18 protein-coding genes are annotated in these 16001 nt (G+C 71.5%); 3 read left to right on the top strand and 15 right to left on the bottom strand.

Annotated elements, in window-relative coordinates:
* Nucleotides 1-15 precede the first annotated feature (15 nt).
* Nucleotides 16-1581 carry a bis-aminopropyl spermidine synthase family protein gene (locus tag ACQPYK_RS15545; protein ID WP_433255823.1) on the top strand — a complete coding sequence of 522 codons (1566 nt, stop codon included), beginning with the start codon at nucleotides 16-18 and terminating at the stop codon, nucleotides 1579-1581.
* Here the strand turns inward: ACQPYK_RS15545 and ACQPYK_RS15540 are convergent.
* From ACQPYK_RS15540 to ACQPYK_RS15470, 15 genes are all read right to left on the bottom strand, one after another.
* Nucleotides 1547-2167: a hypothetical protein gene (locus ACQPYK_RS15540; RefSeq protein ID WP_433255821.1), complete on the bottom strand. Its 621-nt coding sequence runs from the start codon at nucleotides 2165-2167 to the stop codon at nucleotides 1547-1549. The two genes, ACQPYK_RS15545 and ACQPYK_RS15540, sit on opposite strands and share 35 nt — an antisense overlap.
* Nucleotides 2168-2257: 90 nt before the next feature.
* Nucleotides 2258-3073, bottom strand: a complete 816-nt coding sequence (locus ACQPYK_RS15535) for a hypothetical protein (protein WP_433255819.1) — start codon at nucleotides 3071-3073, stop codon at nucleotides 2258-2260.
* Nucleotides 3070-3789 carry a VIT1/CCC1 transporter family protein gene (locus ACQPYK_RS15530; protein ID WP_433255817.1) on the bottom strand — a complete coding sequence of 240 codons (720 nt, stop codon included), beginning with the start codon at nucleotides 3787-3789 and terminating at the stop codon, nucleotides 3070-3072. The genes ACQPYK_RS15535 and ACQPYK_RS15530 overlap by 4 nt, the downstream gene beginning before the upstream one ends.
* Entirely contained in the window at nucleotides 3786-4892 is a 1107-nt protein-coding gene (lgt, locus tag ACQPYK_RS15525; protein WP_433255814.1) for a prolipoprotein diacylglyceryl transferase, read from the bottom strand. The genes ACQPYK_RS15530 and lgt overlap by 4 nt, the downstream gene beginning before the upstream one ends.
* A gap of 11 nt (nucleotides 4893-4903) precedes the next feature.
* Nucleotides 4904-5683: a thioredoxin domain-containing protein gene (locus ACQPYK_RS15520; protein WP_433255811.1), complete on the bottom strand. Its 780-nt coding sequence runs from the start codon at nucleotides 5681-5683 to the stop codon at nucleotides 4904-4906.
* Nucleotides 5683-6264 carry a MauE/DoxX family redox-associated membrane protein gene (locus tag ACQPYK_RS15515; protein ID WP_433255808.1) on the bottom strand — a complete coding sequence of 194 codons (582 nt, stop codon included), beginning with the start codon at nucleotides 6262-6264 and terminating at the stop codon, nucleotides 5683-5685. Before ACQPYK_RS15515 ends, ACQPYK_RS15520 begins: the two co-directional genes overlap by 1 nt.
* Before the next feature lie 647 nt (nucleotides 6265-6911).
* Nucleotides 6912-7706: a tryptophan synthase subunit alpha gene (gene trpA / locus ACQPYK_RS15510; RefSeq protein ID WP_433255805.1), complete on the bottom strand. Its 795-nt coding sequence runs from the start codon at nucleotides 7704-7706 to the stop codon at nucleotides 6912-6914.
* A 68-nt stretch (nucleotides 7707-7774) separates the two neighbouring features.
* Nucleotides 7775-8980 (bottom strand): tryptophan synthase subunit beta, encoded by a 1206-nt coding sequence (trpB, locus tag ACQPYK_RS15505; RefSeq protein ID WP_433258807.1) that lies wholly within the window; start codon nucleotides 8978-8980, stop codon nucleotides 7775-7777.
* 42 nt (nucleotides 8981-9022) lie between these two features.
* Nucleotides 9023-9832: an indole-3-glycerol phosphate synthase TrpC gene (gene trpC, locus ACQPYK_RS15500; protein ID WP_433255802.1), complete on the bottom strand. Its 810-nt coding sequence runs from the start codon at nucleotides 9830-9832 to the stop codon at nucleotides 9023-9025.
* A 168-nt stretch (nucleotides 9833-10000) separates the two neighbouring features.
* Nucleotides 10001-10414, bottom strand: a complete 414-nt coding sequence (locus tag ACQPYK_RS15495) for a DUF2752 domain-containing protein (protein WP_433255799.1) — start codon at nucleotides 10412-10414, stop codon at nucleotides 10001-10003.
* 100 nt (nucleotides 10415-10514) lie between these two features.
* Nucleotides 10515-10925 carry a DUF4190 domain-containing protein gene (locus tag ACQPYK_RS15490; RefSeq protein WP_433255796.1) on the bottom strand — a complete coding sequence of 137 codons (411 nt, stop codon included), beginning with the start codon at nucleotides 10923-10925 and terminating at the stop codon, nucleotides 10515-10517.
* 157 nt (nucleotides 10926-11082) lie between these two features.
* A complete protein-coding gene (locus ACQPYK_RS15485) occupies nucleotides 11083-11739 on the bottom strand; it encodes a Trp biosynthesis-associated membrane protein (protein WP_433255794.1) in 657 nt (218 codons plus the stop codon).
* Entirely contained in the window at nucleotides 11736-12083 is a 348-nt protein-coding gene (hisI, locus tag ACQPYK_RS15480; protein WP_433255792.1) for a phosphoribosyl-AMP cyclohydrolase, read from the bottom strand. The genes ACQPYK_RS15485 and hisI overlap by 4 nt, the downstream gene beginning before the upstream one ends.
* Entirely contained in the window at nucleotides 12073-12789 is a 717-nt protein-coding gene (locus tag ACQPYK_RS15475) for a cache domain-containing protein (RefSeq protein WP_433255790.1), read from the bottom strand. Before ACQPYK_RS15475 ends, hisI begins: the two co-directional genes overlap by 11 nt.
* Before the next feature lie 29 nt (nucleotides 12790-12818).
* Nucleotides 12819-13613 (bottom strand): FadR/GntR family transcriptional regulator, encoded by a 795-nt coding sequence (locus tag ACQPYK_RS15470; RefSeq protein WP_433255787.1) that lies wholly within the window; start codon nucleotides 13611-13613, stop codon nucleotides 12819-12821.
* Between the two features lie 71 nt (nucleotides 13614-13684).
* Between ACQPYK_RS15470 and ACQPYK_RS15465 the strand changes: the two genes are divergently transcribed.
* On the top strand, nucleotides 13685-14713 hold the full coding sequence (locus tag ACQPYK_RS15465; protein WP_433255784.1) for an ABC transporter ATP-binding protein: 1029 nt from the start codon (nucleotides 13685-13687) through the stop codon (nucleotides 14711-14713).
* A gap of 16 nt (nucleotides 14714-14729) precedes the next feature.
* Entirely contained in the window at nucleotides 14730-15953 is a 1224-nt protein-coding gene (locus ACQPYK_RS15460; protein ID WP_433255781.1) for an ABC transporter substrate-binding protein, read from the top strand.
* Nucleotides 15954-16001 lie beyond the last annotated feature (48 nt).

Here is a 16001-nt window from a genome sequence, read left to right as displayed (position 1 = left end):
CTCTAGGGTGGCCCCATGGAAGCGATTGCGGCGCTCATCGCGCAGGCGGGTGTGGACGGCAGGCGGCTGCGGACGGTCCTGGCGCTGCTGGGCGAGGGCCGCTGGTGGACGCTGGCGGATCTGGTGCGGGAGAGCGCGACGTCACGACGGACCGTCGAGGCCCTGCTGCGCGAGGTCGAGCTGGAGCGCTCCGGTGACCGCTTCCGGCTCCGGGAACCGCTGATCGGCCTCGCAGGAGGCGGGATCGCGCCCGCCGACCCGGTGGCGCACCTGCTCGCCGAGCACGCCGGCCTGGTGGCGCGGATGGAGAAGCTGGTCGCCGAGGCGCCCCGCGGCCGCCAGGCGCTGGACCACGTGGCCGCGACCGCCGACACCGTGGTCCGGCGGGCGCTGCTGCTGGACGCCCGATTCTGGCTGGACGGGGCCCGGCTGTTGTGCGTGGGCGACCACGACCTGACCTCGCTGGCCACCGCGATGCTGCACCCCGGCGTCGAGGTGACCGTGGTGGACGTCGACGAGCGCATCCTCGCCTACATCGCCGGCCACGCCGACCGGCTCGGCCTCAACGTGCGGACCCGCTGGGCCGACCTGCGCCTGGGGCTGCCCGCTTCCGCCCAGTCGTGGGCCGACCTGGCGATCACCGATCCGCCCTACACCCCCGAGGGCATCGGGCTGTTCACCGCCCGCGCCGTGGAGGGGCTCCGGGACCGCGAACAGGGCCGAATCCTGCTGGCCTACGGCGCGAGCGAGCGCACCCCGGCCCTCGCGCTGAAAGTGCAGCACGCCCTGTCCCAGCTCAACCTGGTCAACGAGGCGATCTATCCCGACTTCAACCGCTACCACGGCGCCGAGGCCATCGGTTCCGCCGCCGACCTCTACATCCTGCGCCCCACCACCAAGACCTGGCCCGCGGTGGCCGCCCGGGTCGACGGCTTCGGCGCCGCCATCTACACCCACGGCCCCCAGTCCATCGAGTCCACCGGCCCGGCCTCGCCCGCACCGGTCTCCCCCGCACCGGCCGCCGCCGACCGGGCTCCCGAGGTGCTCGTGGGCGAATGGCCGAAGGAGACGCTCGCCAGGACACCCCGGGCCCGCCTGGCGACCTGGCTGGCCAAGCCCTACGCCAGCGACCCCGGCACCGTGGCGATAGCCGTACCGGCCGGGCTGGAGGCCGCCCTCCCCCGGCTGCTGCTGGCCACCCGCGCCCGCGACGTCCAGGTCACCCTGGCCGCGCCGCCGAAGGATCTCCCCGCCGCCCTGCTCTCCCCGGTTTACGAGCTGACCGTCGAAGGCCGCACGATCCACGCCCTACGGCTGCCGCCTCCGGCGACGCAGGAGGAGCGGATCCTGCGCCGCATCCTGGACAACGCCCACGGCAAGCTCGCCAACACCTGGCGCGAGGCCCTCATCAAGGCCCGGGACGACCTGACCAAGAAACAGGCCAGGGCGATCATCTCCGACGTCGCCCCGTGGGCCGACGACGTCACCGTCCTGGAACTGCCGGCCCACCGGCTCCAGGAGCTCCCGTCCGTGGTGGCGAGCTCCCTCAGCGCAGCAGGCGCCGCTGGATCACCAGGCTGAGACCGTCCACCGCGACCTGCGGATAGGTGAGGTCGGCCCGGCCCGCGCCACCCACCGGAGCGACCCAGCTCACGCTCACGTAGTGGCCCAGGGCCCGGGCCTGCGCCCAGCCGCGGGAGCCGTCGAACCCGGCGGGGGTGCCCGGGGCCGGCCGTACGAACCCACCGTTCGCGAGGGCCGCCACGAGCTTGTCGGCCGCGGCGGAGTCGGCCAGATTGAAGATGAGGAACTGCCCGGAGACCCGGCCGTCCGGGGTCGCGTAGTGGGCGCGCAGCACCTGGGTGCAGCCGGAGACCGCCGCCTCGGCGCTTCCCCACACCGCCGAGGCGCAGTCGGTGAGCGTCTCGTTGCCCTGGCTCGCGAGCGTGGTCCCGCCCGCGGTCACCGACCCGGTGGGGAACATCTCCGCGGCGCTCAGCGGATCGGGGTCGGCGGCGCGGGTGGCGATCGCCGCGTAGTGCGCCGTGGTCGGCTCACCCCGGAAGGTGGCCGGACGCGTGGGGTCCTCGCCGCCGCGCAGCCACAGGAACGCCGCCCCCGCGGCGACGGTGAGCAGCACGGCGACGACGGCGATCCACTTGCGCATGACCGATGAGCCTACTGGGACCTGGGGCGCCGCGCAGGCTTAGGGGACGGCGGCGACGCCGGAGGCCGGGGACGGGAGCGCAGGGCGATCTCAGGGAGCGGTGCCGGATCCGGCCGCGACGACACGGCGGAAGACGGCCTTCTCCGCGCCACGGACCGCCAGGGACAGGGAGACGAAGTCGTCCCTGGCCCCCGGCTCGGCCCCGTCGGCGCGGCCGATCCAGACCAGGCCCACATAGTGGCCCATGGCATGGCCGCTGGCCTCGGTGTGGCCACCGGCCGGGAAGCGCGCCCGGTCCGACTCCAGCGGACGGGCCCAGCCACCCCTGTGCATGGTCGTCAGCGACTGCACGAGCGCGTCGGCCGAGGCGGTGTCGCGCAGGTTGAGCAGGGTGTACTGGGCGACGTGGCGGCCGTCGGCGGCGGCGTAGACCCCTCGCACGGCCTGGGTGCATCCGGCCTGGACGAGCCGGTCCGTCAGTGCCTGCCCCCAGATCGCCGCCGAGCAGTCGGCGTCGAGCTTGGTGCCGGCCAGCTTGAGCGTGATCCTGCCCTCTTTGAGGACCTTCTCCGCGAAGACGTCTTTCAAGGTCAGCGGGGTGGGGTCCGCCTTGCTCTGCGCGATCGGCGCGAACAGCTTCGGCGAGACCCAGCCCTTGTAGGCGTCGGGCCGGGGCTGGGTGGAGATGGCCGCGGCGGTGGCCCGCTCGGGCACGAAGTCGTTGCCCATCGAACCGATCACGAACGTGAGGACGACCGCGGCGACCAGCACGCCGGCCACCGACGCGATGACCGCCAGCAGTCGCTGCTGGAACCGGCTCAGCCCCCACTCCTCCAGCTGGGGGATGCTCCAGGTCGAGGTCTTCGACGAGGTGCGGCGGCGCTTGCGGGCAGGAGGGGGCGTCACAGCGCGCCCCCTCCCAGGAGGTGACCGAGACCGAAGGTCAGGCCGGCCGCGACCACTCCGACGACGAGCTGGCGCAGCCCGCTGTACCACCAGCTGCGCGCGGTGACACGGGAGACCAGCGCACCCGCGCCGAACAGGGCCAGGCAGGAGATCACCGCCGAGCCCACCAGGCTGGTGACCCCCAGCAGGTACGGCAGGAGCGGCAGGACCGCGCCCACGCTGAAGGACAGGAACGAGGACACCGCGGCGATCTTGGGAGAGGGCAGGTCGTCGGGGGTGACCCCGAGCTCGGCCTCGGAGTGCACCTCCAACGCCTTCACCGGATCCTGGGAGATCTGCCTGGCCACCTCGGCCGCCACGTCGGGGTCGACTCCGCGCGCCTCGTAGAGCTGGGCGAGCTCGGCCTGCTCGGCCTCGGGATGGCGCTCGAGCTCGCGCCGCTCCACGTCGATCTCGGCGAGAGCGAGCTCACGCTGGCTGGCCACCGAGACGTATTCGCCTCCGGCCATGGAGAAAGCGCCCGCCGCCAGCCCGGCCACGCCGGCCAGCACGATGACCCTGGTGCTCGGCGTGCCGCCGGCGACGCCCGCGATCAGGGCGAAGTTGGAGACAAGCCCGTCCATCGCACCGAACACCGAGGGGCGCAGCCAGCCGCCGTTGACGTCACGGTGCGCGTGATGGATCTCGGCGCGCCCCCCGGACTCGCCTACGCTCATCGCTTTTCTTTCTCTCCTTCGGACGCGACTCGCGTCGCGACCTCCTCCCGGGAAGCCCCGAGCGTGTCCGGACTGTCGGCCGTCTCCGCGGCGTCGGCCTGGTCGGACGGGTGGGCCGGATCGACGGCCCCCTCGGCTGCCGACGCGACCAGCGGCGTCACGCCGCCCGGCTCGTCGTCACCGCCCGGCTCGCCGCCCTCACCGGCCGTCTCCGCGGCGTCGGCCTCATCGGACGGGTGGGCCGGATCGACGGCCCCCTCACCGGCCGGTGCGAGCTCCGGCGTCACGCCGACGGACTCCTCACCGGTCTTCCTTCCGGCATACCAGAAATAGGCCAGCGCCGCGAGGAACAGGATGACGGAAGTCCACTGGTTGAGCCGCAGGCCAAGGATGTGGTGGGCGGCGTCGACCCGCAGGCCCTCGATCCAGAACCGGCCCAGGGTGTAGCCCGCGACGTAGAGGGCGAACAGGCGGCCGTGGCGCAGCGCGAACCTGCGACCGGCCCAGATCAGTAACAGGGCCAGGCCCAGGTCCCAGATCGATTCGTACAGGAACGTGGGATGGTAGGTCGCCTCGCCCGGCACCGTGCCCGGCCGGTCGGGGTCGATCTCCAGGCCCCACGGCAGGTCGGTCGGGCTGCCGAACAGCTCCTGGTTGAAATAGTTGCCCCAGCGGCCGATGGCCTGGGCGACCACGATGGCGGGGGCGACGGTGTCGGCCACCGCGGACAGCGACAGCCCTCGGCCGCGACAGCCGAACCACACGCCCAGCGCGCCGAGCGCCACGGCCCCCCAGATGCCCAGGCCGCCGTTCCAGATGAACAACGCCTCGATCGGCTCGTTGGGCGCGTCCGGCCCGAAGTAGAGCTGCCAGTCGGTGATGACGTGGTAGAGGCGCCCGCCGACCAGGCCGAACGGCACGGCCCAGACGGCGAGGTCCACGATCGTGCCGGGCGCGCCGCCGCGGGCGCGCCAGCGGCGCTCGCCGATGACGACGGCGACGATGACGCCGAGCACGATGCACAGTGCGTAGGCCCGGATGGGGACCACGCCGAAGAGATGCCAGACACCCTGGGAGGGGCTGGGAATCGAGGCGAGGGGCATGTCAGGTGACGTTACCGTGTCGCGGGCTGGTTGGCGGCATCAAGGACCGCCTTGCGCAGATCGCCCGGCTTGAACGCGACGTCGTTGCTCACCTCGGTGCCGTTGAGCTTCAACGTCGGGGTGCCCTGGAGCTTGGCGCTCTCCAGGACCTTGGTGCTGTAGGCGATGTGCGTGGCGGCCTTCTGCTGGTCGGTCACGCACTTTTCGAAGCCCGGGTCGGTGACCCCGGCGTCCTTGCCCCAGGCGACCAGGTCACCGATCTTGAAGCCCTCGACGGTCTCGGACGGCTGTCCCTTGAACAGCCTGTCGTGGTATTTGGACCACGGGGCGCCGCCGGGGACGCAGCGGGACGCCGCGCCGGCCCGGACGGAGTTGCCGCGGGTGACGCCCTTGTTCATCTCCTGCGGAAAGATGGTGATCGGGTGGTAGACCACCTTGGCCTTGCCCTCGGCGGCCAGGTTCTTGATCGTGGCGCCGCTGGTCTCCTCCAGCGCCTTGCACGCGGGGCACTGGAAGTCCTCGTAGACGTCCAGCACCGGCTTGTCCACGCCGGTCTTGGCCATCACCACGGAGCCGTCCTCGGCGACGGTGATCGGCGCCAGTGCCCCGGTGGCCTCCTCCGGCTTGCTTCCCTGAGCGGCGTACCACCAGCCGGCCCCGACGGCGCCGAGCGCGACGACCGCGACGGTCGTGATCGTCGCGATGCGCTTGAGCCGCTCTTTCTGCCGCTGCTCCTCGCGCTGCGCCTTGATCCGGTCACGCGCCGACTGATCCCGCGCGGCCTTGCCCATCAGTGCTTCTCCTTTTCATAGGGCTTCTCGTCGTCGCCCTCGATGTCGTCGTCGTACGGCTCCCGTCCCGGGGCCAGCCCCAGCGCGGAGTCCAGCGCGAACCGTCCCGGCGGGAGCCAGGCCACGATCACGCCCAGCGCGAAGAGGCCGGCGTCCCGCAGGATGTCGACGAGGTAGTCGGGCTCCACACCGGCCTTGAGCTGACCGCCGCCCCCGAAGCAACCGCAGTCGATCCGCAGCCCGCGTGCCCACGCCGAGGCGATGCCGATGACGAACGCCAGCATGAGCAGCGCGGAGACGATGCCCGCGACACGTGTGAGCAGCCCGACAACCAGCAACACCCCTACAACGATCTCCACGATGGGCAGGCCGTAGCCGAGCACCGTGGCGAGCGAGTCCGGAAGCAGTTCGTATGCCTTGACCGCCTGCACGGACAGCACCGGCGCGCCGATCTTCTGCCAGCCTGCGACGATGAGCACACCCGCCAGCACCAGCCGCGAGACGGTCGTCACCCAGGGTAGCGCCGAACTCGCCGAGTGCGACCGCGGAAGCACGGGCTTGTCAGAAGTCACGAGCACCATCGTCTCCTATTCCGGGCCCCCGTTATAAACCGACCTCTATAAATACGATGCCATCTGGGGGAAACCCCATCACGAGCGTGATAAGCGTCGAATAAGTCAAATGCCGGACAGGAAACCTGCGGAGCCGGCACACCGGAGCGCGAAGGTGACGGGCCGACGCGACAGACAGTAATCCTACGGCGAACTTCGGCCACGATCTCGCTGGACGGCTCCTTCACGGCGCCGCACGGCACTTGGCACGACCTGTCCGAGGGGCTTCGACCCTCCCCCTCCCCGCCGGGCCGCGGCGGTTCACCGACCGCACCGCCGGGCGGGGTCCCGCCGGACAGGGAAGCGGGCGAAGGTCCCACCGGACGAGGAAGAAGAAGGGCAAGCGGGCCGGTACGGCTCGGGCGAGACGGCTTTGCGCCTCCGCCCGCGCGGATCACGACGACCCGCCCCCGGAAAAGAGAACGCGGCCGTCGTGACGGACGGCCGCGTTCCTGAGGGACGTCCCGGGCGGGACGCGAGCGTCCCGGATGGAGGACCGGATCCCGGGCGAGGAGGTCCCGGCCCGGGGCTGCCAGGTCCCGGACGGGACGGTCATCTCGGACGGGACGGACAGGCCGGTCAGGTCTCGGACGGGACGGTCAGGCCGGAGCGAGAGGTCAGGCCCGGACGCCGGCCGCCAGCTCGGCGCCCAGCTCGCGAACCGCCGCCAGGCCGGAGACCTCGTCCGGGGCGTCCAGGAGCCTTCGGATGAACGCCGAACCCACGATGACGCCGTCGGCGTAGCGGGCCACCTCGGCCGCCTGCTTGCCGGTACCCACACCCAGTCCGACACAGACCGGCATGTCGGTCTGCAGGCGGGTCCGCTCGACCAGGCCCTGGGCGGCCTCACCGACCGACTCGCGGGCGCCGGTGACGCCCATCAGCGAGGCGGCGTAGACGAAGCCGGTGCAACAGTCCACGACGGCCTTGATACGGCTCTCGGGAGAGCTCGGCGCGACCAGGAAGACGGTGTCGATCCCGGCCCCCGCGCTGGCGGCGCGCCAGGGCTCGGACTCCTCGGGGGTCAGGTCGGGGGTGATGGTGCCCACCCCGCCCGCGCTGGCCAGGTCACGGGCGAACCGGTCGGCGCCGTAGCGGTCGATCGGATTCCAATAGGTCATGACCAGCGTGGCGGCGCCCGTCTTGGCCACGCCCTCGACCGTGCGCAACACGTCGGCGATGCGGGTGCCGTTGGTCAGCGACCGGTGCACGGCGTCCTGGATCGTCGGGCCGTCCATGAGCGGATCGGAGTACGGCAGGCCGATCTCGATCACATCGCAACCCGCCTCCACCATGGCGGCGGCGGCCGTGATCGCGCCGTCCTTGGTGGGGAATCCGGCGGGCAGGTATCCGATGAGAGCGGCGCGATCGTCCGCCTTCGCCTTGGCGAACACCGTCTGAAGAGTCGTCATGGTTGGTTCCGTTGCGGTTCGTGGCCTCCGTCCCCTCCGGCCGCGCCGGAGGGGAAGCAAGTCGGTCGTCAGAGGTTGAAGTACTTCATGGCAGTGCCCATGTCCTTGTCACCGCGGCCGGAGAGGTTGACCAGGATGGTCGCCTCGGGGCCCAGCTCGCGGCCGAGCTTGAGGGCTCCGGCGAGCGCGTGGGAGGACTCGATCGCCGGGATGATGCCCTCGGTGCGGGCCAGCAGCGAGAAGGCGTCCATCGCCTCGGCGTCGGTGATGCCGTGGTAGGAGGCCCGGCCGGTGTCCTTGAGCCAGGCGTGCTCGGGGCCGACGCCGGGGTAGTCGAGGCCGGCGGAGATCGAGTGCGACTCGACCGTCTGGCCCTCCTCGTCCTGCAGGACGTAAGTGCGCGAGCCGTGCAGGACCCCGATGGACCCCTCGGTGAGGGTCAGGGCGTGCTCACCGGACTCCAGCCCTCGGCCGCCGGCCTCGTATCCGTGCAGTTGGACGCCCTCGTCACCGAGGAAGGCATGGAAGATGCCGATCGCGTTGGAACCGCCGCCGACCGCGGCGGCGACGGCGTCCGGCAGCTTTCCGGTCAGCTCCAGCATCTGGCGGCGGGCCTCGACGCCGATGATGCGGGCGAAGTCGCGGACGATCTCCGGGAACGGGTGCGGGCCGGCGATCGTGCCGAACAGGTAGTGGGTCCGGTCGACGTTGGCGACCCAGTCGCGGAAGGCCTCGTTGATGGCGTCCTTGAGGGTCTGGCTGCCGTTGGTGACCGGGACGACGGTGGCGCCGAGGAGCTTCATGCGGGCGACGTTGAGCGCCTGGCGCTCGCAGTCGACGGCCCCCATGTAGATGACGCACTCCAGGCCCATCAGGGCCGCGGCGGTGGCGGTGGCCACGCCGTGCTGGCCCGCGCCGGTCTCGGCGATCACCCTCGTCTTGCCCAGGCGCTTGGTCAGCAGGGCCTGGCCCAGCACGTTGTTGATCTTGTGGGCGCCGGTGTGGGTCAGGTCCTCGCGCTTGAGGATGATCCGGGCGCCGCCCGCCTGCTCGGCGAACCTGGGCACCTCGGTGAGCGTGGTCGGCCGTCCGGCGTAGGTGCGCAGCAGGTGGTCGAACTCGCGCAGGAACGCGATGTCGTTCTTGGCCTTCTCGTATTCGGCGGCCACCTCGTCGAGCGCCGGGATGAGCGCCTCGGGCACGTAACGCCCGCCGAACACGCCGAACTTGCCGTGGACGTCCGGGTCGTTGCCGTGGACGCCGTTGCCCGCCAGGTCGGCCGGAGTGAGAAGGGTTCCGTCTGTCGCTGCCACTGCTTACTGCCCCTCGGGTCGGGATGCGGGGTGGGCACCGGCGGTGACCAGGTCGACCACGGCGGCCCGCGGATCCTTGCCGGTGACCAGGCTCTCGCCGACCAGGACGGCGTCGGCGCCGGCCCTGGCGTAGGCGAGCAGGTCGTGGGGGCCGCGCACGCCCGACTCGGCGATCTTGATGATGCCTTCGGGGATCTTCGGGGCCAGCTTGGCGAACACCTCGCGGTCCACCTCAAGGGTCTTGAGGTTCCGCGCGTTGATGCCGATGATCTTCGCTCCGGCGGCGAGCGCCCGGTCGAGCTCCTCTTCGGTGTGCACCTCGACCAGCGGGGTCAGCCCGATCGACTCGGCCCGCTCGATGAGCGAGACCAGCGCGTTCTGCTCCAGCGCGGCCACGATCAGCAGCACCAGGTCGGCACCGTAGGCCCGAGCCTCCCAGAGCTGGTAGGAGGTGACGACGAAGTCCTTGCGCAGCACCGGGATGTCGACCACGGCGCGCACGGCGGCCAGGTCGTCGAGGCTGCCGCCGAAACGGCGCCGTTCGGTCAGCACGCTGATGACGTGGGCGCCGCCCGACTCGTAGTCGCCGGCGAGCGCGGCGGGGTCGGCGATCGCGGCCAGCGCGCCCTTGGACGGGCTGGAACGCTTCACCTCGGCGATGACCGCCACCTGGTCGCCCCCCAGCGCCGCGTAGGCGTCACGGGGTGCCGGCGCCCGTCCGGCCCGCTCCTTGAGCTCGGCCAGCGAAACCGCCTCCTGCCGGTCGGCCAGATCCGCGCGGACCCCTTCGAGGATCTCCTCCAGCACGCTCACTTGCCCTCCTCGCGAAACTCGGAGGTCAAGTTCGCGAACGCTGCCGTGCCCATGGTCCGCTCGCTCCACTCGCTCACGAGTAAGGCCCCTCCCGATCGATTGCCTTGTCCAGCCGATGCTATCGGCCTCGCCGCGGTCACCCCGCCACCGGGTGACGCCTATAGGTGACTATGGAGCCAAGAATTCCCCAAAAGGAACATTTCGCATTATCCAAAAAACGATCATTAACGCAAGAAAAGCCCATACATAGACAGGGCGGACGGCTTTCCCGTTGAACGGCTCGCCCCGCCAGGAGCGCACCGTCCACCGGCCCCACACGAGGGCCAGGACCGGAACCGCGGCCACGACGAGGGGGTTGAGCCCCAGCGCCGAGACAGGGTCACCGTGCGCCAGCGCGTGCACCGCGCGCAGGCCGCCGCACCCCGGGCAGTAGAACCCGGTGAGCATGAGGAAGGGACAGGTGGGGTAATGGCCCGGCTCGTTCGGGTCCACCGCGCGCACGAACGCGACCGCGGCCCCAGCGGCCAGCGCGGCGCCGAGCGGGGCCAGCACGGCCCGCGCCCGCGGCCTTCGCGCACTCACGGCTCTTCCCCTCACCATCGGCCTGCCCGCACCTCTTCCACCAGCGGCTGAGCGACTACCCGTCACCGGCCACGATACTCAAGGCGGGCGCCGATGCCCGTCAGTAACCCGACAGCGAGGCGGAACTGGCCAGGGCGCCGATCATGACCAGCCAGACCAGCAGGAAGATCACCCAGCCGGCGACGCCGAAGTAGGACAGGACCAGGCCGGCGATGCCCATGCCCCGGCCCTCCTCCCCCGTCCGCTTGATCTGGCCCAGCGAGATGTGGCCGAGCACGATGCCCACGATCGAGGGGACGCCGCAGGTGAACAGCCCGACGATGCCCATGATCAGCGCGGCGATGGCCATGCCGTTGTTGCCCCGGGGCGGCGGCTGCGCGCCATAGCCATAGGGGTCGTAACCGCCGCCGGGCGGCGGTCCGTAGCCGCCGGGGGAGCCGTAACCGCCAGAGGAGCCGTATCCCCCGCCCTGCGGCGGTCCGTAGCCGCCGGACTGATTCCCATAGCTCATGAATGACTCCCCTATTTGCGAGTTGCGGGCGAAATCCTAGCGAAACCCGCGTCTCCATCGAGGAATCGTGCCCGCTCCGTGGGCAAGTTGTGATCGGCGGAGAAGGCCCGCTCCGGCCCACGGATCCGGGGCGCCCGCCCCGTCCCCGCCACCCGCCTCAGCGCTCCCTGTGCTCCCGGTGCTCCCCGTGCTCCCCGTGCTCCCCGTGCTCCCCGTGCTCCCCGTGCTCCCCGTGCTCCGAGTCGATCGTCGGATCGGCGCCGAGGTCGATCGCATCCCACAGCGCCCGCTCGCTCGGAGCCCCCGCGGCGGCACGGCCCGCGCCAGCGGAGCCCGATCCGCGGCGGTCGTAACGGTCGGACATGCCAGGCCAGCCGGCACCCCGCAGAACGGCCACCGCCCCCCCGCACACCAGCAGCAGCCCTCCCACCCCGGCGACCAGCGGCCAGGCGGTGGCGGGAGTGGCGTTCAGGGCGTCGGTCCCGGCCATGGGGATCTTCTGAGCCGCGATCCGCAGCGCCGCGTCGGCACGGCCGCCCTGCCACGTCCAGGCGAGCACCCCCGCTCCGCAGAGCGCCATCACCCCTCCGACGACCCTGCGCCACACGCCCCGGGTCGCGAGGACGGCGACCACCGCGGCGAGCGCCGCCCAGGCCGCCGGGCCGAGTGCGGGAGCCAGTTCGGCGGCGGGCACCGCAGCCCTGCGCGCGCCGTAGGTCACGGTGAACCAGTCGCGCCCCGCGGCGAGCAGCACCAGCCCCGCGCCCACCGCGCAGGCCGCCACCCAGGTCCACAGCGCGCGTGCGGCCGTCACTTCGGGTTCACCGCAAGCTCGTCGGCGTCGAAGCAGGTCCGGTCGCCGGTGTGGCAGGCGGCGCCCACCTGGTCGACCTTGAGCAGGATCGTGTCGCCGTCGCAGTCGAGGGCGACGGACTTGACATGCTGGACGTGACCGGAGGTGTCGCCCTTCACCCAATAGGAACCGCGGCTGCGCGACCAGTAGGTGGCGCGGCCGGTGGTGAGCGTGCGATGCAGCGCCTCGTCGTCCATCCAGGCGAGCATCAGCACCTCACCCGTGTCGTACTGCTGGACGATTGCGGGCACCAGCCCGTCGCCGGTGCGCTTCAGCCGTGCCGCGATGGCGGGGTCAAGGGACATGCGGCAATTGTGCCGCAACCAGGGAGAGGGGTAGCTTCCGGCATGGCCGGGCGGCCAGGCCCGGGGCTCCCCGGAAGATCGATCCGGCCAGCCACTTGGCGGTGGTGGAGGCCACCACCCGGCCGGAGGCGTTGACCAGGAAGGCGGGCCCCTCGATCCCGCGGAGCACCGGCGACACCGCGGTCTCGAAGCGGCGCACGAACACGTCGGCCGCCGCCACCCCGAGGAACTCCCCGCCGCTCAACACGGGCACCGACAGCGTGAGGGAGTATTCGTCGGTGCACAGGAAGTCCACGTAGGGACCGGCCATGGTGTGCTCGGCGCCGGAGCGCGGACCGGCGAACCACTCCCAGTGCGTGTAGTCGTAGAAGGCGCTGCTGGAGGGGTTCATGTCCCTGATGAGCTGCACCGGCTCGCCCGAGGCGCCCTCCTGCCACCACTCCAGATACCACGGCGCGTCGGCGAGCAGCCCCGGCGCGGCGATGAACCCGATCCCGGAGATCAGACCACCCAGCAGCGGGAAGAGCACCGGGCGCAGCGCCGCCAGGTCGGCGCTCACCGGCGCCGGGCCCACGGCGCGGACCGCCGCGTCACGCACCCGGTGGAGCCGGGCGAAGACGCCGTCCACGATGTCCACGATGTCGCCCACCGCCGCCGCGACCGCGGCCGCGGCGCCGGGCGCCGGCAGCACGCCCTGTTCACTCACCTCGACCCACCCCCTACACACGCTGACCGTCACGGCTGCCGCAGACGCAGTTCGATGAGGTGTTCCACCGCGTCGAGCACGTGCCGCTCCGCCAGGCTTCTGGCGTGGTCGTCGTCACCGCGGTGGATGGCCTCGGCGATGGCGTGGTGCCGAGCCGACGGCCCATCCTCTCCCGTGTGGGCGAGCCAGAGCAACGGTCCGATGTCAGCCTGTAACCGGATCTCTTCCTGAGTGAGTCTCGCCGACTGCGACACGGCCGCCACCTCGATGTGGAAACGGCCGTGCAGTCTGCGCAGGTGCGCCTCGTCCCGGGTGTCGGCCATCTCCCGCAGCGTCCGCCGCAGCGGCGCGACGTCCTCCGGCAGGGCCCGCTGGGCGGCCAGCCTGGCGGCGGCCCCGGCGATGGCGGCGTAGTGGTCGCCCAGATCGCGCAGCTCGTCCACGGTGAAGGCGCGCAGCCGCTCGCCCGGGCCCGGCGCCTCCGCCGGCACCCGCACGAAGCTGCCGCCGCCGCGCCCGCGCCGCGTCTCGACCATGCCCTGCTGCCGCAGGGCCATCAGCGCCTCCCGCAACGTGACCGTGGAGACGCCGAGCTGGGCGGCGAGCTCGGCCTCACTCGGCAGCTGCTCGCCGTCGGCGAGCAGGCCCAGGGCGATGGCGTCGGTGAGCCGCCGGACCACGGCGTCCACCCGCGCGGTGCTGTCCACCGGCGCGAACGCGGCCAGCCGGGCGCCACCGGAGATGTCGGCCACGGTCGTGCGCCCCCTCACCATCGACGTCACGCGGTGCTCGCCCATGCGCAGCGACCGCCGCAAACGCCTCATTCTTGGCGCCCGCACCAGTGATACCTGATCAGAGCTTGCAAGAAAACATTTAACCCCATATGTTTTCGGCCATGTCAGACCCAGCTGTGAGGCTGCGCGGCCTCCGCAAGAGCTTCGGCGCCGTCGACGCGGTCACCGGCGTCGATCTCGACATCGCCGACGGCGAGTTCTTCGCCATGCTCGGGCCCTCGGGTTCGGGAAAGACGACCGTGCTGCGGATGATCGCGGGCTTCGAGTCGCCCACCGCGGGCACGGTCGAGCTCGGCGGGATGGACGTCACCCGGCTCGCCCCCTTCGAACGCGACGTCAACACGGTGTTCCAGGACTACGCGCTCTTCCCCCACATGAGCGTGGTGGACAACGTCGAGTACGGCCTGCGCGTCAAGCGGGTGCCCCGGGCCGAGCGGCGGGAGCGGGCCATGGCCGCGCTGGCCTCGGTCCGGCTGGAGGGCATGGAGCGGCGCAGGCCCGGCCAGCTCTCCGGCGGCCAGCGCCAGCGGGTCGCCCTGGCCCGCGCCCTGGTCAACCGCCCCCGCGTGCTCCTGCTGGACGAGCCGCTCGGCGCGCTGGACCTCAAGCTCCGCGAGGAGATGCAGGTCGAGCTCAAGTCCATCCAGCGCCAGGTCGGCATCACCTTCCTGTTCGTCACCCACGACCAGGAGGAGGCGCTGACGATGAGCGACCGGGTCGCGGTGTTCGACCGGGGCCGGATCGAGCAGGTCGGCACGCCGGCGGAGATCTACGAGCAACCGGCCAGCACGTTCGTCGCGGGGTTCGTGGGCACCTCCAACCTGATCTCCGGCGAGGCCGCGCGCATCGTGCTCGGCAAAGAGGGCACGTTCAGTGTGCGGCCGGAGAAACTGCGCGTGGCCGATCTCGGCGACGAGGTCGGCGACGCCGAGCACAGCGCGACGGGCACCATCGGCGAGGTCGTCTACGCCGGGCCCGCCACCCGCTTCGTGGTCGACCTCGACGCGGGCGGGCGGCTCATCGCGCTCCAGCAGAACCTGCAGGCCTCGTCCATGGACGTGATGGGCCTGCGCGGCACCAGGGTCCGGCTCGTCTGGAACCGCAGACACGAGTTCGCGATCGTCCCGTAAGAAAGGTCGTCATCATATGCGTCCCCGGATTCTCATCAGGCACGGCGCGGTCGCCCTGTCCGCGCTCGCCCTCGCCACCGCGACCGCCTGCGGTGGCTCGTCATCCCCGGGGCCCGGTACGGCCGCCGCTCCGGGCCAGAACGGTTTCACTCCGCCCAAACTCGACGCGCCGAAGACGCTCGGGGCGGGCGAGGGCCAGGTCAACCTGGTCAACTGGGCCGGTTACGCCGAGGACGGCACCAACGACCCCAAGGTCGACTGGGTCACCCCGTTCGAGAAGGCCACCGGCTGCCAGGTCAACTCCAAGACCGCCGGCACGTCCGACGAGATGGTCAACCTGATGAAGACCGGCGAGTACGACGTGGTCTCCGCCTCGGGCGACGCCTCGCTCCGCCTGATCGCCTCCGGGGCCGTCGCCCCGGTCAACACCTCGCTGATACCGAACTACGCCAAGGTCTTCGACGGCCTGAAGAACAAGGCCTGGAACTCGGTCAACGGGGTCGCCTACGGCGTGCCGCACGGCCGCGGGGCCAACCTGCTCATGTGGCGCACCGACACGGTCAAGCCCGCGCCCGACTCCTGGAGCACGGTGTTCGACCCCGCCTCGCCGTACGCGGGGAAGGTCACCGCCTACGACTCGCCCATCTACATCGCCGACGCGGCGCTCTACCTGATGGCGACCAAGCCCGACCTCGGCATCAAGAACCCCTACGCGCTCGACGACAAGCAGTTCCAGGCCTCGGTCGACCTGCTCAAGCAGCAGCGCAAGCTCGTCGGCGAATACTGGTCGGACTACACCAAGGAGGTGCAGGCCTTCAAGAGCGGCGACTCCGTCGTCGGCACCACCTGGCAGGTCATCGCCAACGTGGCCAAGGCCGACAAGGCCCCGGTCGAGGTGACCCTGCCCGAGGAGGGGGCGACCGGCTGGTCGGACACCTGGATGGTCGCCGCCGCCGCCAAGCACCCCGGCTGCGCCTACAAGTGGATGGACTGGATCATCTCCCCCAAGGCCAACGCCCAGGTCGCCGAATACTTCGGGGAGGCTCCCGCCAACTCCGAGTCCTGCGCGCTGACCGCCGACCCGAAGCACTGCGAGACCTTCCACGCGACCGACGAGAGCTACTTCTCCAAGGTCTGGTTCTGGACCACGCCGATCGCCCAGTGCCTGGACGGCCGCACCGACGTCAAGTGCAAGGACTACTCCGCGTGGACCCGGGCCTGGACCGAGATCAAGGGCTGATCCCGCAGCACGGGCCGCCGTCCCGCTCCCGCCGGAGCGCGGCGGCGG

It is taken from the genome of Streptosporangium sp. CA-135522, assembly GCF_050949235.1.
Classification (GTDB): Bacteria; Actinomycetota; Actinomycetes; order Streptosporangiales; family Streptosporangiaceae; genus Streptosporangium.
This window is presented reverse-complemented; position numbering and strand designations above follow the sequence as displayed.

What these genes read in the sequence shown, in the direction of transcription:
- ACQPYK_RS15490 (WP_433255796.1), bottom strand. Translation starts at nt 10,925, where the DNA reads ATGAGCTATGGGAATCAGTCCGGCGGCTACGGACCGCCGCAGGGCGGG.
- ACQPYK_RS15470 (WP_433255787.1), bottom strand. Translation starts at nt 13,613, where the DNA reads ATGAGGCGTTTGCGGCGGTCGCTGCGCATGGGCGAGCACCGCGTGACG.
- ACQPYK_RS15530 (WP_433255817.1), bottom strand. Translation starts at nt 3,789, where the DNA reads ATGAGCGTAGGCGAGTCCGGGGGGCGCGCCGAGATCCATCACGCGCAC.
- ACQPYK_RS15540 (WP_433255821.1), bottom strand. Translation starts at nt 2,167, where the DNA reads ATGCGCAAGTGGATCGCCGTCGTCGCCGTGCTGCTCACCGTCGCCGCG.
- ACQPYK_RS15545 (WP_433255823.1), top strand. Translation starts at nt 16, where the DNA reads ATGGAAGCGATTGCGGCGCTCATCGCGCAGGCGGGTGTGGACGGCAGG.
- ACQPYK_RS15465 (WP_433255784.1), top strand. Translation starts at nt 13,685, where the DNA reads ATGTCAGACCCAGCTGTGAGGCTGCGCGGCCTCCGCAAGAGCTTCGGC.
- lgt (WP_433255814.1), bottom strand. Translation starts at nt 4,892, where the DNA reads ATGCCCCTCGCCTCGATTCCCAGCCCCTCCCAGGGTGTCTGGCATCTC.
- ACQPYK_RS15460 (WP_433255781.1), top strand. Translation starts at nt 14,730, where the DNA reads ATGCGTCCCCGGATTCTCATCAGGCACGGCGCGGTCGCCCTGTCCGCG.
- ACQPYK_RS15515 (WP_433255808.1), bottom strand. Translation starts at nt 6,264, where the DNA reads ATGGTGCTCGTGACTTCTGACAAGCCCGTGCTTCCGCGGTCGCACTCG.
- trpA (WP_433255805.1), bottom strand. Translation starts at nt 7,706, where the DNA reads ATGACGACTCTTCAGACGGTGTTCGCCAAGGCGAAGGCGGACGATCGC.
- hisI (WP_433255792.1), bottom strand. Translation starts at nt 12,083, where the DNA reads ATGTCCCTTGACCCCGCCATCGCGGCACGGCTGAAGCGCACCGGCGAC.
- ACQPYK_RS15520 (WP_433255811.1), bottom strand. Translation starts at nt 5,683, where the DNA reads ATGGGCAAGGCCGCGCGGGATCAGTCGGCGCGTGACCGGATCAAGGCG.